The sequence below is a fragment of the Rhodococcus sp. NPDC059968 genome (genome assembly GCF_042738615.1).
Taxonomy (GTDB): Bacteria; Actinomycetota; Actinomycetes; order Mycobacteriales; family Mycobacteriaceae; genus Rhodococcus_F.
Genome location: NZ_JBHWUE010000061.1, coordinates 20,692 through 40,607 on the forward strand (window position 1 = coordinate 20,692; position 19,916 = coordinate 40,607).

The 19,916-nt window shown below is 67.7% G+C and carries 20 protein-coding genes; 5 read left to right on the forward strand and 15 right to left on the reverse strand.

The window, feature by feature from the left end; translation table 11 throughout:
- Positions 1–3: 3 nt before the first annotated feature.
- The 6 genes from fabG to ACFWAY_RS35735 are packed head-to-tail and all read right to left on the reverse strand — an operon-like array spanning position 4 to position 5,454.
- Entirely contained in the window at positions 4–753 is a 750-nt protein-coding gene (fabG, locus tag ACFWAY_RS35710; protein WP_378457711.1) for a 3-oxoacyl-ACP reductase FabG, read from the reverse strand.
- A 22-nt stretch (positions 754–775) separates the two neighbouring features.
- Positions 776–1,810, reverse strand: a complete 1,035-nt coding sequence (locus tag ACFWAY_RS35715) for a phosphotransferase family protein (RefSeq protein ID WP_378513836.1) — start codon at positions 1,808–1,810, stop codon at positions 776–778.
- The gene (locus ACFWAY_RS35720; RefSeq protein WP_378457709.1) at positions 1,803–2,585 is read right to left on the reverse strand and encodes an SDR family oxidoreductase; all 783 of its coding nucleotides are present in this window, start codon (positions 2,583–2,585) and stop codon (positions 1,803–1,805) included. Before ACFWAY_RS35720 ends, ACFWAY_RS35715 begins: the two co-directional genes overlap by 8 nt.
- A 1-nt stretch (position 2,586) precedes the next feature.
- Complete coding sequence (locus tag ACFWAY_RS35725; RefSeq protein ID WP_378513837.1) at positions 2,587–3,840, reverse strand: acyl-CoA dehydrogenase family protein; 1,254 nt, start codon at positions 3,838–3,840, stop codon at positions 2,587–2,589.
- Positions 3,827–4,639 (reverse strand): enoyl-CoA hydratase-related protein, encoded by an 813-nt coding sequence (locus tag ACFWAY_RS35730; protein WP_378457927.1) that lies wholly within the window; start codon positions 4,637–4,639, stop codon positions 3,827–3,829. Before ACFWAY_RS35730 ends, ACFWAY_RS35725 begins: the two co-directional genes overlap by 14 nt.
- Positions 4,636–5,454 (reverse strand): SDR family oxidoreductase, encoded by an 819-nt coding sequence (locus ACFWAY_RS35735; protein WP_378513838.1) that lies wholly within the window; start codon positions 5,452–5,454, stop codon positions 4,636–4,638. Before ACFWAY_RS35735 ends, ACFWAY_RS35730 begins: the two co-directional genes overlap by 4 nt.
- Positions 5,455–5,615: 161 nt before the next feature.
- On the opposite strand from ACFWAY_RS35735, the gene ACFWAY_RS35740 reads away from it, so the two are divergent.
- The 3 genes from ACFWAY_RS35740 to ACFWAY_RS35750 are packed head-to-tail and all read left to right on the forward strand — an operon-like array spanning position 5,616 to position 8,682.
- The gene (locus ACFWAY_RS35740; protein WP_378457929.1) at positions 5,616–6,095 is read left to right on the forward strand and encodes a MaoC family dehydratase; all 480 of its coding nucleotides are present in this window, start codon (positions 5,616–5,618) and stop codon (positions 6,093–6,095) included.
- 53 nt (positions 6,096–6,148) lie between these two features.
- Positions 6,149–7,669, forward strand: coding sequence for an AMP-binding protein (locus tag ACFWAY_RS35745; RefSeq protein WP_378457930.1), 1,521 nt, complete (start codon positions 6,149–6,151; stop codon positions 7,667–7,669).
- Positions 7,670–7,674: 5 nt separating this feature from the next.
- A complete protein-coding gene (locus ACFWAY_RS35750; RefSeq protein ID WP_378457931.1) occupies positions 7,675–8,682 on the forward strand; it encodes an NADP-dependent oxidoreductase in 1,008 nt (335 codons plus the stop codon).
- Positions 8,683–8,752: 70 nt separating this feature from the next.
- Here the strand turns inward: ACFWAY_RS35750 and ACFWAY_RS35755 are convergent, their stop codons facing one another.
- Positions 8,753–10,129, reverse strand: coding sequence for an MFS transporter (locus ACFWAY_RS35755; protein ID WP_378457932.1), 1,377 nt, complete (start codon positions 10,127–10,129; stop codon positions 8,753–8,755).
- A 192-nt stretch (positions 10,130–10,321) separates the two neighbouring features.
- On the opposite strand from ACFWAY_RS35755, the gene ACFWAY_RS35760 reads away from it, so the two are divergent.
- Positions 10,322–10,948: a TetR/AcrR family transcriptional regulator gene (locus ACFWAY_RS35760; RefSeq protein WP_378513839.1), complete on the forward strand. Its 627-nt coding sequence runs from the start codon at positions 10,322–10,324 to the stop codon at positions 10,946–10,948.
- 7 nt (positions 10,949–10,955) lie between these two features.
- Here the strand turns inward: ACFWAY_RS35760 and ACFWAY_RS35765 are convergent, their stop codons facing one another.
- The 8 genes from ACFWAY_RS35765 to ACFWAY_RS35800 all read right to left on the reverse strand — a co-directional run bounded on the left by ACFWAY_RS35765 (position 10,956) and on the right by ACFWAY_RS35800 (position 18,656).
- Positions 10,956–11,594 carry a TetR/AcrR family transcriptional regulator gene (locus tag ACFWAY_RS35765; protein WP_378513840.1) on the reverse strand — a complete coding sequence of 213 codons (639 nt, stop codon included), beginning with the start codon at positions 11,592–11,594 and terminating at the stop codon, positions 10,956–10,958.
- Between the two features lies 1 nt (position 11,595).
- On the reverse strand, positions 11,596–12,588 hold the full coding sequence (locus ACFWAY_RS35770; protein ID WP_378513841.1) for a phosphotriesterase: 993 nt from the start codon (positions 12,586–12,588) through the stop codon (positions 11,596–11,598).
- An 80-nt stretch (positions 12,589–12,668) separates the two neighbouring features.
- Positions 12,669–13,319 carry a formylglycine-generating enzyme family protein gene (locus tag ACFWAY_RS35775; protein ID WP_378513853.1) on the reverse strand — a complete coding sequence of 217 codons (651 nt, stop codon included), beginning with the start codon at positions 13,317–13,319 and terminating at the stop codon, positions 12,669–12,671.
- A 7-nt stretch (positions 13,320–13,326) separates the two neighbouring features.
- Positions 13,327–13,728, reverse strand: a complete 402-nt coding sequence (locus ACFWAY_RS35780) for a nuclear transport factor 2 family protein (RefSeq protein ID WP_005252906.1) — start codon at positions 13,726–13,728, stop codon at positions 13,327–13,329.
- A complete protein-coding gene (locus ACFWAY_RS35785; protein ID WP_378457936.1) occupies positions 13,725–14,855 on the reverse strand; it encodes a 3'(2'),5'-bisphosphate nucleotidase CysQ in 1,131 nt (376 codons plus the stop codon). Before ACFWAY_RS35785 ends, ACFWAY_RS35780 begins: the two co-directional genes overlap by 4 nt.
- Positions 14,845–16,695 (reverse strand): adenylyl-sulfate kinase, encoded by a 1,851-nt coding sequence (gene cysC / locus ACFWAY_RS35790; RefSeq protein WP_378513842.1) that lies wholly within the window; start codon positions 16,693–16,695, stop codon positions 14,845–14,847. The genes ACFWAY_RS35785 and cysC overlap by 11 nt, the downstream gene beginning before the upstream one ends.
- Positions 16,695–17,612 (reverse strand): sulfate adenylyltransferase subunit CysD, encoded by a 918-nt coding sequence (gene cysD, locus ACFWAY_RS35795; protein ID WP_378457938.1) that lies wholly within the window; start codon positions 17,610–17,612, stop codon positions 16,695–16,697. Before cysD ends, cysC begins: the two co-directional genes overlap by 1 nt.
- Positions 17,613–17,732: 120 nt before the next feature.
- Entirely contained in the window at positions 17,733–18,656 is a 924-nt protein-coding gene (locus ACFWAY_RS35800; protein ID WP_378513843.1) for a helix-turn-helix domain-containing protein, read from the reverse strand.
- A gap of 92 nt (positions 18,657–18,748) precedes the next feature.
- On the opposite strand from ACFWAY_RS35800, the gene ACFWAY_RS35805 reads away from it, so the two are divergent.
- Entirely contained in the window at positions 18,749–19,915 is a 1,167-nt protein-coding gene (locus ACFWAY_RS35805) for a hypothetical protein (protein ID WP_378457940.1), read from the forward strand.
- Position 19,916 lies beyond the last annotated feature (1 nt).

A 19,916-nucleotide genomic window follows, 5' to 3' on the forward strand; every position in this document is an offset into this window, starting at 1 on the left:
TCCTCAGTCCTTCGGTCCGCCGGCCACGTAGATCACTTGCCCGGACACGAATCCGGCACCCTCACTCGCCAGGAACGACGCAGTGTTGGCGATGTCCTCCGGCTGCCCGACGCGGTTCACGGGGATCTGCGACGCCGCCGCCTTCTTGAAGTCTTCGAAGCCGACGCCCATGCGTTCGGCGGTGGCGGCGGTCATCTCGGTCTCGATGAAGCCGGGCGCGATCGCGTTCGCGGTGACGCCGAACTTGCCCAGTTCGATGGCGAGGGTCTTGGTGAAGCCCTGCATGCCGGCCTTGGCCGCGGAGTAGTTGACCTGCCCGCGGTTGCCGAGCGCGGACGTGCTCGACAGGTTCACGATGCGGCCGAACCCGGCGTCGACCATGTGCTGCTGCACGGCCCGCGACATCAGGAACGCACCGCGCAGGTGCACGTTCATGACCGCGTCCCAGTCGTCGACCGTCATCTTGAACAGCAGGTTGTCGCGGGTGATCCCGGCGTTGTTGATCAGAATCGTCGGGGCACCGAGTTCGGTCGCCACCCGCTCGACCGCCGCGGCCACCGACGCCTCGTCGGCGACGTTCGCACCCACGGCGAGTGCCCGGCCGCCGGTGGACTCGATGGCGTCGACGGTTGCCGCGCAGGCAGACTCGTCGAGGTCGAGCACGGCCACCGCGTCCCCGTCGCTCGCCAGTTTCTTCGCCACCGCGGCACCGATGCCCCGTGCCGCGCCGGTGACGATTGCCGTTCTCTTCATGAAGTTCTCCTTCGTCGTTCGATCAGATTCCGGTCCGGGCGGCGATGTCGCACGCCTTGGCCACGAGGTCGTCGATGCGCTCGACGGTCGGGGTTCCCGCGGCCGCCTTGTTCTGCGGTTCGTCCCGCGCGCGGCGCATGACGCCCTCCGCGATGACCGCGACCTTCCAGAGGCCGAGGACGTGCCAGAACGCCAGGGCTTCCGGGTCGCGCTTGGTCTCGTCGAGGTACACCCCGGCAATCTCCACCCGGTCCGGGAATCCGTCGAGGGTGGACGCGGGGAAGTCGCCGCCGGTGGTCTCGCCCGGCTCCGGCCAGTACGCGAGCAGGCTGCCGACGTCGGCGAGCGGGTCGCCGAGAGTGCACAACTCCCAGTCCAGGGCCGCGGTCACCTCCCCGGTCTCGTGGGACGTAATGACGTTGCGCAGATGGAAGTCGCCGTGCACCAGTGTCAGTTCCCGCTGCTCCGGCACCGAGGCGGCGAGCCGCCGCGTCAGGTCGTCGAGGGCGGGCAGCTCGCGGGTCTTCGACTTCTCCCACTGACCCGACCACCGCTTGAGCTGACGCTGCGCGTACGGCTTGTGACTGGCCAGGTCGGACAGCCCGGTCCGGTCGAGGTCCACCGCGTGGATCTTCGCCAGCGTCCGCGGCAGCGACAGACCGATCGCCCGGCGACGTTCCGGGGTCAGGGACTCCGCGATCGACATGCGATCGACGACCTGTCCGTCGACGAACTCCATCAGCAGCAGCGGTACCTCGGTCACCTCCGGGTCGTCGGTGAGCCCGAACACCCGTGGGGTGGGCACCGCGGTGCCCTCGAGGGCGGAGAGGATCCGCGCCTCGCGGGCGACGTCGTGGGCCGACGCCAGCAGGTGTCCGAGGGGTGGGCGCCGGAGCACCCACCTGCCACCCGCCCGGTCTTGGACCAGGTAGTTGAGGTTCGACTGGCCGAGTCCGATCCGGTCGAAAGTCAGCGGTCCGGCACTGTCGATACCGAGCGTGCCGAACCAGCGGCTCACGGCCTCGGTGTCGATGCCGACGACGTCCACGCTAGACACCGAGCTGGGCCCCCTGCCGGAACGGGACGGCGTCGCCGAGCAGTTGACCGCCGTCGATCACCATGGTTTCGCCGGTGATCCAGCTCGCGGCATCGGAGACGAGGAAGGCGACCGCGGCCGCGATGTCCTCGGGTTCGCCGATCCGCCCCAGCGCCGTGGACGCCGACACGGCCTGCTCGTGTTCCTTCCAGAGCGCCTCCGCCAGCTTGGTCCGCACCACACCCGGAGCGACGGCGTTGACCCGCACCTTCGGCGAGAGTTCCAGTGCCAGTTGCTTGGTGACGTGAATCAGTGCGGCCTTGGACGCGTTGTACAGGCCGATGTTCGCTTCGAAGGCCATGCCGCCGATCGAGGCGGTGTTGACGACGGCCCCGCCGTGCTCGCCCATCCACGCCTTCGTACCGAGCCCGGTCCACAGCACCGGCGCCCACACGTTCACGTCGAAGGTCTTCGCGAATCGTGCGTGGTCCTGGTCGATGATCGGCCCGAACGAAGGGTTCGTTCCCGCGTTGTTGACCAGGATGTCCAGGCTGCCGAAGCGTTCGAGGGTGATGTCGATGCAGCGCCGGGCGGCCTCTTCGTCGACGGCGTGGGCGGCAATTCCGATCGCGGTGCCCCCGACCTCGGCCGCGGCGGCGTCGGCCGATTCCTGCGACCGGGACGTGAGCACCACGTTGGCGCCGGCGGCCGCGATGGCCTGGGCGACGGCCAGGCCGATGCCCCGCGAGGCGCCGGTGACGATCGCGGTGCGTCCGGTGAGGTCGAGTCCGGCCATGTCAGCTCACCGCAACCTTGTGTCCGTTGGTGGAGGCGCTGACGGCGGCGTCGCGGTACTGCCGGAGTTCCTGCCGCGCGATGGCACGCTTGTGGACCTCGTCGGGACCGTCCGCCAGGCGCAGCGTGCGCAGGTGCGCCCAGGCCATGGCGAGCGGGAAGTCGTCGGTGACCCCCGCCCCACCGTGCACCTGAATCGCCCGATCCACAATCTTCAACGCAATATTCGGAGCCGCCACCTTGATCGCCGCGATCTCCGTCCGCGCCTCCTTGTTCCCCACCGTATCCATCAGATACGCCGCCTTCAGCGTCAACAACCGAATCATCTCGATCTCGATCCGCGCCTCCGCAATCCAATCCTGAACATTCGCATTCTCACTGACCGGCTTCCCGAACGTCACCCGCGACGACGCCCGACGACACATCAACTCCAACGCCCGCTCCGCCATCCCGATCGCCCGCATGCAATGGTGAATCCGCCCCGGACCCAACCGCGCCTGCGAAATCGCGAAACCCTCCCCCTCCCCCTTCAACACATCCACCACCGGCACCCGCACATCCGCGAAATCGATCTCCGCATGCCCCTCCCGATCCTGATACCCGAACACCGGCAAACCCCGCATCACCGTCACCCCCGGCGCATCGATCGGCACCACCATCATCGACTGCTGCCGATGCGGCGCCGCCGACGGATCCGTCTTCCCCATCACGATCAACACCCGGCAATTCCGGTGCAACGCATTCGACGCGAACCACTTCCGCCCGTTCAGCACATACTCGTCACCGTCCCGGACCATCGACAACTCCACGTTCGTCGCATCCGAACTCGCCACCGCCGGCTCCGTCATCGCAAACGCCGACGCCATCGTCCCCGCCAGCAACGGCGTCAAATACTTCTCCTTGTGCTCCGCCGTACCGAACAACTCGAGCACCTCCATGTTCCCCGTATCCGGGGCATTACAATTGCACGCCTCCGACGCAATATGGCTGCGCCCCATAATCTCCGCCAACGGCGCATACTCGAGATTCGTCAACCCTGCACCCGTCCCCGGATGCGGATGAAACAGATTCCACAACCCCCGACGCCGCGCCTCCGCCTTCAACTCCTCCAACACCGGCGGCTGGAAATGCGGATCCCCCGACTCCCGCATCTGCTCCTCGTACACCGCCTCCGCCGGATACACATGCGAATCCATGAACTCCAGCAGATCGGTCTGCAACTGCTGGGCGCGATCCGAGATGTCAAACAGGGACATGGGAACTCCTGACGGGTAGTGAGGGAAATGTGGGTGTGCGCTTGTCGAGGTGGCTCTGTACGCCCTCGACGAGGTCGGCCCCGCGGAACGCCTGCAACATCAGGCCTTCCGCGCGGGCCACGGACTCGGCGTAGGTGCCGTCCGCATCGTTCTGGAGTTGGTCCTTGATGACGGCCATCGATGTCGGGGAGCAGTGCGTCGACAGCTGTTCGGCGTAGGCGACCGCGGCGTCGACAACCGAACCGTCCGGCACGAGGTGGTCGACGAGTCCGATGCGCAGCGCCTCCTCGACGTTGACCATGCGGCTCGACAGCAGCAGGTCGGTGGCCCGGCTGGGTCCCACGAGCCGGGGCAGCAGCCAGGCGACGCCGTACTCGGCGATCAGTCCCCGCTTGGCGAAGGCGGTCGTGAACCGGGCGGACGCCGACGCGAACCGGACGTCGCAGTAGAGTGCCTCCACCATTCCGAGACCGGCGGCGACCCCGTTGATCGCCCCGATCAGCGGTTTACGCAGTGTCGCGGGAAGGTCGCGGGGGCGCGGCCGGAGGAGGTCCGCTTCGGAGACGTCCCCGACGGCCTGCAGGCGTCCGAGGTCGGCGCCTGCGCAGAACCCGCGCCCGGCTCCGGTCACGACGATCGCGCGGACGTCCGGGTCGTCCTCGGCGTCGCCGAGCAGCGTGAAGTACCGGTCCTCGAGGTCGTCGGTCCAGGCGTTCAGCTTGTCCGGCCGGTTGAACGTCAGCACCAGGACCGGTCCGCGTCGCTCGGCGAGGACCAGGTCTGCGTGCTCGGGTGTCACGCGTGCTCCAGCAGCGAACTCTGGTAGCGGCGCATCCCGCGGAGCCAGCGGTCGTAGTCGGACCCCTTCTGCCGGTACATGGCGAGGACGCTCTCGTGGGGCAGGATCAGGAACGTCTCCCGGTCCACGGCGTCGAGCACGATGTCGGCGACCTGCTCCGGCTGCAGCACGTCGCCTGCCGAGACGACGGCCCGGGTGGCCGCGACGCCGAGTGGATCACCCGAGTTCTCGCCGGAGCGCATCAACTTCGTCTCGACTCCCATCGGACAGAGGCAGCTGACCCGGACTCCGTTGTCCCCGTACGTGACCGACAGCCATTCGGAGAACGCGACAGCCGCGTGCTTGGTGACGGCGTAGGTGGCCGAGCCGATCTGAGTGAGGAGCCCGGCCGCGGACGCGGTCGACACGAAGTACCCCTCGCCCCGCTCGATCCACTTCGGCACGAGTTCCTGGGCGGCGCGGATGTGGGCGCGGACGTTGACGTCGATCGCGAGATCCCAGCCGGCGTCGTCGGCGTCGAGGCCTGGTGCTCCCGCGATGCCGGCGTTGGCGAAGTAGAGATCGACCGGGCCGAACTCGGTCTCCGCGCGCTCGATGATGCGCCGGATCTGATCGGTGTCCGCGACGTCGGCGCCGTCGGCGACGGCTGATCCGGGGTGGCGTGCGTTGATTCCGTCCGCAACCGCGGCGGCTGCGCTGGGGTCGAGATCGGCGACCAGCACCTTGGCGCCCTGGTCGGCGAGACGGTCTGCGATCGCCCCGCCGATACCGCCTCCACCGCCGGTCACGATGGCGACCTTCTGTGCAACCTTCACGAGGTGTCCTCTCCTTCGCCGTGCGTTGTGACTCGCGTCTCTCTTTTGTATAGTTGAATCCGTCGTCAAGTTCAAGTGTTGGAGTTCGAGAACACTGCGAAGTTCGATGCAGCCAACGTGACACATCCAGGCCCTGCACCACCCGGAATTGAGGGAGACAGATGACCGACACCACCGCACTGCCCGCTCGCCCCGCGAGCTTCGACGAACTCACGGCGTTGATCGGTAAGGAGCTGGGCCCCACCGACTGGCACGACGTCACCCAGGAACGAGTCAACGCCTTCGCCGACGCGACCGGCGACCACCAGTGGATCCACATCGATCCCGAGCGTGCCGCCGCCAGCCCGCTCGGCGGCACGATCGCGCACGGGTTGTACAGCCTGTCCCTCGGACCGGCGCTGTCGGCGACCCTGCTGCGGTTCGACGGTTTCGCCCACAGCCTGAACTACGGCTACAACAAGGTCCGTTTCCCCGCGCCGGTGCCGGTGGGTTCACGCATCCGGATGCGCGCCACCGTGCAGTCCGCCGAACAGGTCGGGGGCGGCATCCAGGTGACGATGAGCCAGGTCGTCGAGCGCGAAGGCTCCGACAAGCCGGTGGTCGTGTCCGAGTCCGTCGCCCGTGTCGTCGAGGCCGGATAACCGCCCATGCCGTCGAGGCCGGATAACCCTGTACCGCGTCGGAGGTTGACGACATGGCAAATGTGATCGATCCGGTGTCCCGCCACGCGGACGCCACTCCCGACAACATCGCACTCCGAGGCGCGGACAGCACCCTGACCTACGGACAGTTGCAGGCCGCGAGCACCCGGTATGCGGGAGCACTCACCGCAGCCGGCCTGTCCCCCGGCGACAGAATCCTCCTGGCCGCACCCTCCGTGCCCGAATTCGTGGTCGCGTATCTGGGAATTCAGGCGGCGGGGTGCGTCGTGGTCCCGGTGAACACGATGTCCACCCGGCCCGAGACCGAGTACGTCCTCACCGACGCCGGCGCCGCGCTCGCCGTCGTGTGGCACGAACTCGGGCCCGCGATCGGCGCCGCCGCGGCCGCGCTGGACATCCCAGTGTGGACGCTCGCACCCGACGCCGCGGCACCGGACGCCGAGCCGGCCCCCGTCGCCGAGCGTAACCGCGACGACACCGCCGCCATCCTCTACACGTCGGGCACCACCGGGCGGCCGAAGGGCGCGGAGCTGACGGTCGGGAACCTGTTGTCCGGCGGTGAGATCGGCGCCGAATGCAGTCGCGGTTCGGGTGCCGACCGGACGGGCACCGGACTGCCGCTGTTCCACGTCTTCGGCCAGGCCTCGGTCATGATGGCGACGTTCACGGGCGGCGGGTCGCTGTCGCTGCTGGCGCGGTTCGACCCGGCCGCGATGCTCGCCCTCCTCCGACGCGACCGCCTCACGATCATGGCCGGCGTGCCGACGATGTGGAACGCGATGCTGCACGCCGCGGACGGCGCCGACTCGCAGGACTTCACGCAGCTCCGCATCGCCATCTCCGGGGGCGCCTCGTTGCCGGGCGAAGTGGCCCGCGAATTCGAGTCCCGTTTCGGGTGCACCATCCTCGAGGGGTACGGGCTCACCGAGACCACCGCGTTCGGCACGTTCAACGACATCGACCGCGGCGGAAAGATCGGCTACACCGGACGCGCGGTGCCCCGGCTGGACGTCGAAGTGCGGGACCACGACGACACCGCCTGCCCTCCCGGCACCGTCGGCGAGGTGTTCGTGAAGGGGGCGACCGTGATGAAGGGCTACTGGAACCGGCCGTCCGACACCGCGGCCGTCCTGGACTCGGACGGGTGGCTGCGCACGGGCGATCTGGGCGAGATCGATGCGGACGGGGATCTGCGCATCGTCGACCGGGTGAAGGACCTCATCATCCGCGGCGGCTACAACGTGTACCCGAGTGAAGTCGAGGAGGTGTTGTACACACACCCCGACATCCTCGAGGCGGCCGTCGTGGGTGTTCCCGACGATCACTACGGCGAGGAAGTGGCCGCGGTCGTGGCCACCGTCCCCGGTTCCGATCTGGACGGCGGCGAACTGACAAGCTGGGCGCGGGAACGACTGTCCGCATACAAGATTCCCCGGATCGTCGCGATCGTCGATTCCCTCCCGAAGGGGTCGACCGGAAAGATCCTCAAGCGGTCGATCGACCGGACCGCACTGAAGAACCACGCACTGACCGCAGAAGTACTCGAAAGGTGAACACCGTGACATCCGTGAACAGGCAGGTCCGACTGGCGAAGCGTCCGGTCGGCCGTCCCGACGACTCCACCTGGGAGATCACGTCGGAACCGATCCCCGAACCCGCAGACGGCGAATTCACCGTCAAGGTGGACTACGTGTCCCTCGATCCCGCGATGCGCGGGTGGCTCGACGACGTGAAGTCGTACGTTCCGCCGGTAGCGATCGGTGAGGTGATGCGCACCCATGCCGTCGGCCGGGTGGTGACGTCGAAGAACGCGAAGTTCCCGGAAGGACAGCTCGTCTCCGGACAGTTCGGCGTGCAGGAGTTCGCGGTCTCCGACGGCCGCGGCGCTCTCGCCGTCGACGAGTCGCTCGCCCCGGCGCCGACGTGGCTGGGCGCGCTCGGGTTCCCCGGCATGACCGCCTACTTCGGCCTCACCGACGTCGGCAAGCTGGAGAAGGGCGACACCGTGCTCATCTCGGGGGCGGCGGGAGCGGTCGGGAGTATCGCCGGGCAGATCGCCAAGCTGAAGGGCGCCACGGTGATCGGCATCGCCGGCGGCCCGGAGAAGTGCGCATGGCTGACCGAGGATCTGGGTTTCGACGCGGCGATCGACTACAAGTCGGAATCGGTCGGGAAGGCCCTGCGTGCGGCCGCACCGGACGGGATCGACATCTACTTCGACAACGTCGGCGGCGAGATCCTCGACGCCGCACTGGCCCGGCTCCGCAAGAACGCCCGGGTCGCGCTGTGCGGCGCGATCTCCGGATACAACGCCACCGACCCGCAGCCCGGCCCGTCCCGGTACCTGTCGCTGCTGGTCAACCGAGCGTCGATGACGGGGTTCATCGTGTTCGACTACCTCGACCGGTTCCCCGAGGGCATGGAGGCGATGTCGGAGTGGATCCGCGCCGGGGAGATCGTGACCCGCGAACAGGTCGAGACCGGGGGCGTCGAGGCCTTCGGCCGCACACTCAATCTGCTGTTCGACGGCGCCAACACCGGAAAGCTCGTGCTGAAGATCAGCTGAACTCTTCCTCCTACGACGATGCCCACCGCCGAGATCCGGCGGTGGGCATCGTCGTGAATGGGCAGGATTGCTAGTAGAACTGCGCGCCGGGTACGGCGGTGGGATCGTTCCGGACCTCGGCGGTGTTGGTCTCGTGGAGCTTCCACGCGCAGAGGAACGTGACCAGCCCCATCAGTGCGACGAAGGCGGCGACGAACGTGGTGGTCCCGGTCTTGGCGATCAGGGCGGTCATGATGAACGGAGTGCCGCCGCTGACCGTGATCGCCGCCAGCTGGTATGCGAGCGAGGCAGCCGAGTACCGGACGCTGGGAGCGAACAGTTCACCCATGTACGCGGCGATCGGCCCGTACGTCATGGACTGGAAGACGCTACCGACCGTGACGGCGATGAAGAACAGCAGCAGGTTCCGGGTGTTGATCAGCCAGAAGTACGGGAACGCCCACACGATGATCATCGCCGCGCCGATCAGGATCATCGGCCGGCGCCCGATCTTGTCGGACATGTGCCCGGACCACAGCACGACACCGACCGTGAGCGCGGCGCTGAGCAGCGAGATCGCCAGCAGGTCGTTGCGCTTCAACCCCAGTTCCGCGGTGCCGTAGCTGAGCACACCGGCAATGGAGATGTAGAACAGGGAGTTGGTGGCCGCGAGCAGGCCGCAGCCGAGCAGGATCTTGCGCCAGTGTTCCTTGATCGCTTCGGTCAGCGGTGCCCGGACGACGGTCTTGTTCTTCTTCTGCGCCTCCTCCTGCAGGTCCCGGAATTCGGGGGTGTCCTCGACCTTGGTCTGGATGTAGAGCACGACCGGGAACAGCAGTGCACTCGCGAAGAACGGGATCCGCCAGCCCCAGCTGAGGAACGCCTCGTTCGAGATCGCCGCAGTGGCGCCGAGGAACACGAGGTTGCCGAGCAGGACGCCGAAGGAGACGCCCATCTGGCCGAAGGTCCCGGAGAATCCCCTGCGCTTCGGGCTCGCCGATTCGGTCAGCAGCAGGACGATCCCACCCCATTGACCACCACACGCGAGGCCCTGAACGAACCGCAGCGCCACCAGCAGGATCGGGGCTGCGACACCGATGGTTGCGGCACCCGGAAGGCAGCCGATGAGGAACGTCGCCAGTCCCATGAACAGCAGACAGGTGACGACTGCCGGCTTGCGGCCGTACTTGTCCCCGAAGTGACCGGCGACGAGGCCGCCGAGCGGGCGTGCGACGAAGCCTGCCCAGAAGGTGCTGAACGAGAGCAGGGTGCCCATCAACGCCGACGAGTCGGGGAAGAAGACGTGGGGAAAGACCAGTGCCGCAGCGGTTCCGTACAGGAAGAAGTCGTACCACTCGATCGAGCTGCCGACGAGCCCCGCCGCAAGCAGTTTCCGATGCGCACGCTTGCGCGAGACGACTGTGTCGCCGGTTGCGTCCTTACTCGGCTGCACCGCGGATGTAGTCATCCGATCACTCCTCGAAATAGGTCTTCGTGTGGATGTGGGAATGAGATTTTTCAGAACATGACGCCAACTTCAAGTCAGTGAGCGCTTGCTTAGCGTGCTTGAATAGCTGTGTGATGTCAATCACTCGAGGGGATTGATCTTGCCGAATCCCGCCGGTGCGGACGAAGCTCGATGCGGCGGAGAGGACCACCGATGACCGAACTGCGAGACAACGTGTCCGCGACCGAGGAGCCGAGCCCGGGTCCGCCGACATCCGAGGAACGCCTGCTCCGGGCGGCGACGACACTGTTCTCCGACAAGGGTTTCGAAGCCACCCGTACGAGGGACATCTCCACCATGGCCGGGATGAGCCCCTCCGCGCTGTACGTGCACTTCCCCTCCAAGGAGGATCTGCTGTTCCAACTCGTCCGCCGGTCGAATGAGCGCGCGCTCGCGCTGGTGCTGAAGGCCGTGGCGCCGTTCACCGACCCCATCGACCGCGTCCGGGCACTGGTCCGCGAATTCAGCATCATGCACGCCCGGAACTTCCGCCGCGCGCGCATTGCCCAGTACGAGAGCAGGCATCTCGACCCCGAACACCGCGAGGTGGTCGCCGAGACCCGGCTCCAGATCCGGGTCGCGGCAATTCGAGAGGTGCAGAACGGGATCGATCAGGGGGTGTTCCTGATCCCCGACCCCCGCGTCGCGGTTCTGGCGATCATGTCGCTCGCGGTGGACATCTGCCGGTGGTACAGCCCCGACGGCGAATTCACCCCGGAGGAGCTGGGCGACATCAACGCCGACCTCGTTTTGCGCATCCTCCACGCACCCGGCTACTGACGGGCCCTCACACGCGGTCGGGGACGCGCAGCGCGTTCGTCCACATCCGCGCAAGTCCGGCGGTCAACTGCTCGAACGTGAGCGATCTCCGCTCGCTCGGCGGTCCGACGAAATAGCTGTAGGCCATCCTTCCGACCATGGCGGACAACGCCTTCGACGTCAGCATCGGATCGAGCGACGCGTCGGCGAGACCGCGGTCCTGCAGATCGGCGATCGCCCGCGCGTTGCGCCGGTAGAACGTCTCGTCCCGCGAGCGTTCCAGTTCACGGAACGCGGGGTCGACGTGCGCGACCTGCTCGAGCAGGGCCAGCAGTCGCGCATTCCGGCGGCACGCGTGCAGGTAGGCGCGGATGCTCGCCTCCACGACCGCGTGCACGTCGCCTTTGTCCGCGACCCGTCCCATGCCGGGATGCAGCAGGTCGTTCTGCGTCACCTCGACGACCGCCGCGAACACCTCCTCCTTGTTGGTGAAGTAGGTGTAGAACGATCCGGTCGAGAGTCCGGCCTCCTTGCTGATGTCGACGAGACGGGCGTCGAGGTACCCCTCGCGCTCGAACACCACCCGGGCCGCGGCGACGAGACGATCGCGGGTGCGGACGCCTCGGGCCGTGACCGGTGGCGTGGGTGCGATTCGCGGGCGCGACATGTCAGTAGGGCTCGACGTTCTCGAAGTATCGCCGAGGCACCTCGACCAGCATCTCGGTGATCATCTTCTCGGTGACACCCCGCTCGCGGACATAGGGCAGCACGTCGTTCTCGATGTGCAGGTAGTGCCACTGCGGGAGCGCGGCCATCAGGTCGGGGTCGATCCAGTCGATGTAGCAGGAGGCGTCCTGCGACAGGACCATCTGCCCCGCGAATCCCCGGCGGCACATCTCGACGAGCGTGTCGGCGCGGGCTTCGAACGTCGTCTCGAGGTTGATCCCGAACCGATCCATCCCGAGGACGAAGCCGGCCTCGGCGAGGCTCGTCAGATGCTCGACGTCGGTGCTGTCTCCGCTGTGCCCGAGCACGATCCGGTCCGGCCGCACCCCCTCCTCGTCGCACATCACGCGTTTGACGTGCAATCCGGCCTCGCTGCCGGGGTGCGTGTGCACGGTGATGGGCACGCCGGTGCGCCGATGCGCCTTCGCGACGGCCCGCATCACCCGCTCGACACCGGGCGTCGGACCCTGGTGGTCGATCGCGCACTTGAGCAGTCCCGCGCGGACCCCGGTGTCGGCGATCCCCTCTTCGATGTCCTTCACGAACATGTCCACCATCGGGTCGGGGACCTCGGCCCCCACCATCGCGTCCAGCGCCGGACCGCGGTAGTGGAAGAAGAACGGCACGTCGTCGTAGGTGTACAGCCCTGTTGCGGCAACGATGTTCAGCTCGGGAAGCAGTTCCGCGACCCGCTGGATGCGCGGAATGTACCGGCCGAGGCCGACGACCGTGGGGTCGACGATGGTCCGGACACCCTGCTCCGCCAGCGCGCGCAGCTTGGTGACGGCGTCGGCGACCCGCTCGTCCTCGCTCCCCCACTCGTCCGGGTAGTTCTGCTGCACGTCGGGCGTCAGCACGAACACGTGCTCGTGCATGTACGTGCGTCCGAGTTCGGCGCTGTCGATAGGTCCGCGGACCGTGTTGATCTGGCTCATGCAGACTCGCCCTCTCCGGGTGTGACCGTCGTCATACCCCCGAGCCCAGCGTAGAGCTAACTTGAACCTGACGTCAACATTTAGTCAGGAGCGAATACACCCCGGGCGAGACGGAATCCGACGTCGTCGATCCGGTACGTCGGGTGACTGCGCCGGCGCACCGACGCACGGCAACTCCAGTGCTCGTCGAACCACCCACCGCCGCGCAGTACCCGGTACGGGCCGTACACCTCGGGGTCGTACAGATCCCAGCACCACTCCCACACATTGCCCAGGGTGTCGTGCAGACCCCAGGCGTTCGGCTCCTTGCCGCCGACTTCCTGTGGCCGGCCGCCGGAGTTCTCGCGGTACCACGCGATCGCATCGAGGTCGCCGTATCGCGGACCGGTCGTTCCCGCCCGGCAGGCGCGTTCCCACTCGGCCTCGGTGGGAAGCCGGAACCCGTCCGCGGCGGTATCCCACAGGACGTCGTCGCCGTCCGGCCGATAGGCGGCGGCGAGACCGGCCCGCTCGGACAGGGTGTTGCAGAAGAGGATCGCGTCCCGCCACGACACGCCTTCCACCGGCAGTCGCGAGCCCCGCGTCGTGCCCGGCCACTCGCCGGTGACGTCGGCGTACTCCCCCTGCGTCACGGGGTGGACGGCGATCTCGAAGGCACCCAGCTCGACGCTCCAGCTGCGGGTGGTTCGCCGATCCGACAGCGTGACCTGCCCGGCCGGGACGGCGATCATCGGGCCGCTAGCCACCGCCGGCAGCAGCCTGGATCGGTGCCATGTCGAAGTAGTCGCGCCAGGTGGTGATCTTGCCGTCGGTGATCTCGAAGACGCCGACGACGGGTAGTTCGACGACGTTGCCGTTGAGCGTGAACACGTCGATCCGCTCGTTCATCACCACGCCGCTCGATTCCTCGGCGTTGGGGCTCTGACCGCCGTCGGTGACCTGCCGGTGCACACGGAAGTCGATGCCGCCGAAGGCCGCGATGAATCCGGCGACGAACTCGCGGATCGCGTCACGCCCGATGACGGGTTCCATCGGAATGTTGTGGTAGACGGCGTCTTCCGCGAAGTACTCCGCGATCTTCGCCGGATCGGGCTCGATCCACTCGGCGCAGAATTGGGTGACCAGTTGATCCGGGGTCATCGTTTCTCCCTTTCGATCGCGGACGGTTCGATGATGGCCATGACGGACTGGATCGCCCCGGCCGGGATGTCGAAGTGTTCCGTGATCCGAACGGACGTAACCTCGGTGGGTGTGGCCCCGAGGTCGAGCACGAACCTTGCCACCACGTTGTCGCCCCACTCGTGGAAGGAGAGTTCGCGCACGGCCTGGATGGCCTGATATTGCAGGCCGTTCTCGAGTTCGTCCCGGATGAAGGCCCCCGTTTCGCCCGTGTGCTGCCCGTTCTCCACCCGCCATGCGTTGTCCGCGAGACGCACCTTGGTGGCGTCGTGGCTGACCAGCGCATCGATGTAGGCCCTGGCCATCGCGACCCGGCCGCTGTCGGCCGTGTCGGTGGCGTGTGTCGCGATCGCGGCGAGCAGCGGCCGCGCGAGCTCCGGCCGGCAGATCAGCAGGTCGGGCAGGTAGGGGTGAGACTCGTTGTAGTCCAACGGGGTTCCGTCGATTCGCGAGCAGTGCAGGCCCGCGGCCGCGGCGACGCCCACAGGTGCGGCCGAGTCCCACTCCCACTGCCCGCCCGCGTGGATGTAGGCGTCCACGTCTCCACGCAGCACGGCCATCGCCTTCGCTCCGGCCGAACCCATGGTGGTGACCTCGGCGCCGATCTCCGTCGCGACGGCGTCGACGAAGTCGGGCGGTCTGCTGGCGGACACGACGATCCGCGGGCGTGCCGGGAGCTGTTCGGCATGCACCGCGTGGCTGTCGTCGTCACTGGCATACACGGCGCCCAGCGCCGGTTGCGCGACCGCTGCCGCCGTGATGCCCCGACCGCGTTCCCACAGCGCGACGTGCACGGCCCAGTCCGAGTGACCGGGCAGTCCGTACTCCTTGGAACCGTCGAGCGGGTCGATGATCCACACCCGCGAACGCTCCAGCCGCGACCGGTCGTCGGCCGACTCCTCGGACAGGATCGCGTCGTCGGGTCGCTCCGCGGAGAGCTTACCGAGGATGAACGCGTCGGCGGCGACGTCGCCCCGCCTGCCCAGTTCACGACCGTCCGCCGATCCGAGTCCCGCCGTGCGGATGTCCAGCAGCAGGGCACCGGCACCGGAGGCGATGTCGGCCGCGAGTCGTGCGTCAGTGATCACGTCTCAACAATTCCATAATTCTCTCGGCTTGTTCGGTCGGCGTGCCGTCCCCGGGCCGGAGGACGAGTTCGGCGTTCTCCGGGGCCTCGTACGGGTCGTCGACCCCGGTGAACCCGGTGATCTCCCCCGCGCGGGCTTTCGCGTACATCCCCTTCGGGTCCCGTGCCTCGCACTGCTCCACCGGCGTGTCGACGAACACCTCGACGAAGTCGAGCCCGGCGGCACGATGCTGCTCCCGGACGCGGTCCCGGTCGGCCCGGTACGGGCTGATCAGCGACGCGATCGCGACCACCCCGGAGTCGGCGAGCAGTTGCGCCACGGCGCCGACCCGGCGCACGTTCTCGGCGCGGTCCTCCGCACTGAAACCGAGGTCGGCGTTCAGGCCGTGACGCAGGTTGTCGCCGTCCAGCCGGTAGGCAGGCACCCCGGCCGCGACCAGGCGGCGCTCGAGTTCCACCGCGACCGTCGACTTTCCCGACGCCGACAGTCCGGTCAGCCACACCGTGCGACCCCGCGTCGCCCGTTCGTCCCGCGACACGGCCGCGGCGTGCCACACCACTTTGGAACGCGACAGCGTCGGCCCGGTGATCATGCCGGCGGCGACGGTGTTGTGGGTCGACTCGTCGACGAGCACGAAACTGCCCGTCACGTGGTTGCGGCGGTACGGATCGAACATCAGCGGCTGCGACGTCCTCAACTGGATACGGCCGATCTCGTTGAGCGAGAGCGACTGTGCAGACTCGTCGCGGTGCAGGGTGTTGACGTCGAGGCGGTAGTCGAGCCGCACGACGGACGCCCTGGTGGCGCGAGTGGTGTGCAACAGCGTGTACCGCGCATCCGGCGTCAGCGAGGACTGTTCGCTGAACCAGCAGACCATGGCGTCGAGTTCCTGCCCGACGAGCGGACGGTTGTTGGGGCGGCACAGCACGTCTCCACGGCTCACGTCCAGCTGGTCGGCGAGCTGCACGCACACCGCCGACGGTGCGAACGCCTCGTCGAGGCGGGTTCCGCCGGGACCCCAGATGGCGCTGACGGTGGAGGTGAATCCCGACGGCAGTACCACCACCTCGTCGCCCGGCTTGAACACGCCGCTGGCGACCGTGCCCGCGTACCCACGGAAATCGTGCAGCGCGGAATCGGTCTGGCGCTGCGGCCGGACGACGTACTGCACCGGGAACCGCGCGTCGATCAGGTTGCGGTCGGATGCCACGTGGACCTGCTCGAGGTAGTGCAGCAGCGACGCGCCCTCGTACCACGGCATGTTGACGGTGCGTTGCGCGATGTTGTCGCCGCGCAGTGCCGACACCGGGATGAACGTGAGGTCGTGCACCTCGAGTTTGATCGCGAACTGCCGGAACTCCTCCTTGATCTCCTCGAACCGTTCCTCGGACCACCCGACGAGATCCATCTTGTTGACGCACAGTACGAGGTGGGGAATTCCGAGGAGGCTGGCGATGAACGCGTGACGGCGCGTCTGCTCGAGAATCCCCTTACGGGCGTCGACGAGGATCAGGGCCAGGTCGGCGGTCGACGCGCCGGTCACCATGTTCCGGGTGTACTGCTCGTGACCCGGCGTGTCCGCGATGATGAACTTGCGGTGCGGCGTGGCGAAGTAGCGGTGCGCGACGTCGATGGTGATGCCCTGCTCGCGTTCGGCGCGCAGACCGTCGGTGAGCAATGCCAGGTTGGCGTGCTCGTCGCCCCGTTCGCGGCTGGTGCGTTCGACCGCCTCGAGCTGATCCTCGAAGATCGCCTTCGAGTCGTACAGCAGCCGGCCGATGAGGGTGGACTTGCCGTCGTCGACGCTGCCTGCGGTCGCGACCCGGAGTAGCTGCGGCATCAGAAGTACCCTTCCTTCTTGCGGTCTTCCATGCCGGCCTCGGAGATCCGGTCGTCGGCCCGGGTGGCCCCGCGCTCGGTCAGCCTGCTCGCGGCGACCTCGGTGACCACGGCCCCGGCGGTGGTTGCCGACGATTCGACGCAGCCCGTGCACGTGGCGTCGCCGACGGTCCGGAATCGGACGAGGGTCTCGTACGGCTCGTCACCGGGAAGCAGGGTCAGGAACCGGGTGTGCGCCAACAGCATTCCGTCGCGCGGCACGACCTCCCTGCGGTGCGCGTAGTACAGGGGCGGCAGTTCGATCTTCTCCTCGCTGATGTACTGCCAGATGTCGAGTTCGGTCCAGTTGGACAGCGGGAACACCCGGATGTGCTCCCCCTTGCGGTGCCTGCCGTTGTAGAGGCTCCACAACTCCGGACGTTGCGCCCGCGGATCCCACTGCCCGAACTCGTCGCGGAAGCTGAACACCCGCTCCTTCGCGCGGGCCTTCTCCTCGTCGCGGCGGGCGCCGCCGAAGATGGCGTCGAAACCGTTGTCCCGGATCCCGCGCAGCAGCGCCGCGGTCTGGAGTCGGTTGCGGCTGGCCCGCGGGCCCGTCTCCTCGCTGACACGGCCGGCGTCGATGTCGTCCTGCACGCTGGACACCACCATCCGCAGGTCGAGGCGTGCGACGGTCCGGTCGCGGAACTCGATGACCTCGTCGAAGTTGTGACCGGTGTCGACGTGCATGACGGCGAACGGGAGAGGTGCGGGCCAGAACGCCTTGGCGGCGACGTGGAGCATCACCACCGAGTCCTTGCCGCCGGAGAACAGCAGAACCGGACGCTCGAACGTGGCGGCCACTTCTCGGAAGATGTGCACGGCTTCGGCTTCGAGCGCGCCGAGGTGGGACAACTCGTACACGGGCGGTGCGGTCATGGGCGACTCCTCGTCGCGAGTGCCTTGCCGGTCTCTGGTCCATATTTGGACCAGCCCGGTCGAAAATGATTGCACCTCCGAGAATAGAACGTGTTTCAGATTGCGGTCAATGCCCGTTCGTCACCGCGGCCGGCGGCCGCCCACCTCCGTCGTGATCGCGTCCGCGGCCGCGGCGAGAGCCTTGCCCCGCCGCGCGATCTCGGACGGCGCGAGTTCGGCGCCCACATAGAGCGTCAGGACCATCGCCTGATGGCCCTCGGCGTCGTACGTCGGCGCGGCGATGAGACTGACGGGGTGCGGCGCGGCGGGATCCGCGTGTTCGGCGTCCAGGTACACCCGCTCCCCCAGGCTGGACACCATCTCACCGAGCACGTCGCGCAACTCCGGAGGCAGGTCGTGCGCAGCGACCCCGGCCATCAGCGTGTGCAGGCGCTGACCGACCGGAGTGAGAGTCTCCACGAGATACCCGGTGCGGGAGCACTCGTCCACCACCGTGCGCAACCGGTCCCGGTCGAGGCGCACCGGCAGGGTCGGCTCCCGGCGCAACCACGACTGCAGCGCGTCGTCACCGTCCCACAGCACGTACATCAGGCCGACGGGCGGCGCGAACGGGTACATCTCCCCCACCTTGGCGGCGGCCCGCACGCCCGGCGGACTCGTCAACTCCAGGACGGCGATGCGGTCGCCGACCACCGCCGACGCCGTGCACGTGGTCCGGAACTCCTCGCTGAGCACGGCGAGATGCCTGCGCGCCACCGGCCCGGCCGCGAATCCCTGCTGCGCCGCGCGGCCTGCCGCGATCAGTGCGGGCCCGAGGCCGTACGCCTTCGTGGCGGGATCCCGGACGAGGTAGCCGCCACGGGCCAGTTCGGTGAGGATTCCCAGGCAGGTGGGCTTGCTGATGTCGAGTTGCCGGGCCAGCTCCGACAGCCCGAAGCGGTGCTCCTTGCGCGCCACCAGGAAGTCGAGCACCTGCACCACACGTTCGGTGGGCGGCGACCGTCGGCCCTGTGCCCGGTCGGGCGCCTCGTCCTCGTGCCCCATTGACCGCTCCTTAGAACACGTTCTATTGTCGGTTCATCAACGTTCTACCACGCAGGTACATATTTGTACCACCCCATCGTGAGGAGCACGGTGTGCTGACCGACCCATTCGCCGACGCCATGGCCGAGGCCGAGAAACTGATCGAGAGTGCCCCCCACATCCGCACCGAACAGGATCTGCTCGAGGGCTACCAGTACCTCGCCGGCGGCATTCTCGCCACCACGCACGCGGCCTGGGCCACCGAACAGTCGCACCCGACGTTCATCTCGGGCACCGGCCCATACATGAAGATGGGCCTCGACAACCCCGACACCCTGTACTTCGGCGCGCGCGTCAACGACGACGTCGAATACGTGGTCACCGGGCGGCGCGGTACGACAGCGGACCTCAGCTTCCAGGTGCTGAGCGGAAACTACACGGCCGCACACGTTCCCGGCAGCGTCACTGCGTTCGACGACCGGGAGATCGACATCGCCCCCGACGGCTCGTTCGAGGTGCGGTTCGGCCCCGCCGAGAGTGCCGGCAGGCGCAACTACTTCACCCTCGCACCGGGTTCGTCGCAACTGGTGGTCCGGGAGGTGTACAGCGACTGGAGTCAGCGGCGCGGCACCATCCGCATCGCCAGGGCCGATACGACGGGTACGGCCCCGGGTCCGCTCACGCGGGAAGCCGTCGAGAAGCGTTACGCCCGTGCGGGCAAAGCCCTGGTCTCGCGGGTCAAGACGTGGCTGCAGTTCCCGGAGTGGTTCTATCTGAACCTGCCGGTGAACACGATGACCGAACCGCGGCTGACACCGGGCGGCCTCGCCACGCAGTACTCGTCCGTCGGGCACTACGAACTCGACGAGGACGAGGCCATGATCATCACCGTCCCGAAAGCCGATGTGCCCTACCAGGGTTTTCAGCTGGGCAGCATGTGGTACATCTCCCTCGACTACGTCAACCACCAGACCTCGCTGAACGTCGCCCAGTCGCAGGTGGATCCCGACGACCACATCCGGCTCGTCGTGAGCGAACGCAATCCCGGCGTCGCCAACTGGATCGCCACTGTCGGGCACCTCCGCGGCTACCTGCAGTTCCGCTGGCAACGCGTCTCCCGCGAACTGACACCGGACGACGGACCCCGGATCGAGGTCGTGAAGTTCGACGAGATTCATCGGACACTGCCGTACTACGACTCCAACAAGATCTCGCCCGAGGACTTCGCCGAACGCATCGCCGCACGCCAGGCCGCGGTCGCCGACCGGATGCTGGGGTGAC

What these genes read in the sequence shown, in the direction of transcription:
- ACFWAY_RS35800 (WP_378513843.1), bottom strand. Translation starts at nt 18,656, where the DNA reads ATGGGGCACGAGGACGAGGCGCCCGACCGGGCACAGGGCCGACGGTCG.
- ACFWAY_RS35770 (WP_378513841.1), bottom strand. Translation starts at nt 12,588, where the DNA reads ATGAGCCAGATCAACACGGTCCGCGGACCTATCGACAGCGCCGAACTC.
- ACFWAY_RS35720 (WP_378457709.1), bottom strand. Translation starts at nt 2,585, where the DNA reads ATGGCCGGACTCGACCTCACCGGACGCACCGCGATCGTCACCGGCGCC.
- ACFWAY_RS35755 (WP_378457932.1), bottom strand. Translation starts at nt 10,129, where the DNA reads ATGACTACATCCGCGGTGCAGCCGAGTAAGGACGCAACCGGCGACACA.
- ACFWAY_RS35765 (WP_378513840.1), bottom strand. Translation starts at nt 11,594, where the DNA reads ATGTCGCGCCCGCGAATCGCACCCACGCCACCGGTCACGGCCCGAGGC.
- ACFWAY_RS35780 (WP_005252906.1), bottom strand. Translation starts at nt 13,728, where the DNA reads ATGACCCCGGATCAACTGGTCACCCAATTCTGCGCCGAGTGGATCGAG.
- ACFWAY_RS35740 (WP_378457929.1), top strand. Translation starts at nt 5,616, where the DNA reads ATGACCGACACCACCGCACTGCCCGCTCGCCCCGCGAGCTTCGACGAA.
- cysC (WP_378513842.1), bottom strand. Translation starts at nt 16,695, where the DNA reads ATGCCGCAGCTACTCCGGGTCGCGACCGCAGGCAGCGTCGACGACGGC.
- cysD (WP_378457938.1), bottom strand. Translation starts at nt 17,612, where the DNA reads ATGACCGCACCGCCCGTGTACGAGTTGTCCCACCTCGGCGCGCTCGAA.
- ACFWAY_RS35775 (WP_378513853.1), bottom strand. Translation starts at nt 13,319, where the DNA reads ATGATCGCCGTCCCGGCCGGGCAGGTCACGCTGTCGGATCGGCGAACC.
- ACFWAY_RS35760 (WP_378513839.1), top strand. Translation starts at nt 10,322, where the DNA reads ATGACCGAACTGCGAGACAACGTGTCCGCGACCGAGGAGCCGAGCCCG.
- fabG (WP_378457711.1), bottom strand. Translation starts at nt 753, where the DNA reads ATGAAGAGAACGGCAATCGTCACCGGCGCGGCACGGGGCATCGGTGCC.
- ACFWAY_RS35745 (WP_378457930.1), top strand. Translation starts at nt 6,149, where the DNA reads ATGGCAAATGTGATCGATCCGGTGTCCCGCCACGCGGACGCCACTCCC.
- ACFWAY_RS35725 (WP_378513837.1), bottom strand. Translation starts at nt 3,840, where the DNA reads ATGTCCCTGTTTGACATCTCGGATCGCGCCCAGCAGTTGCAGACCGAT.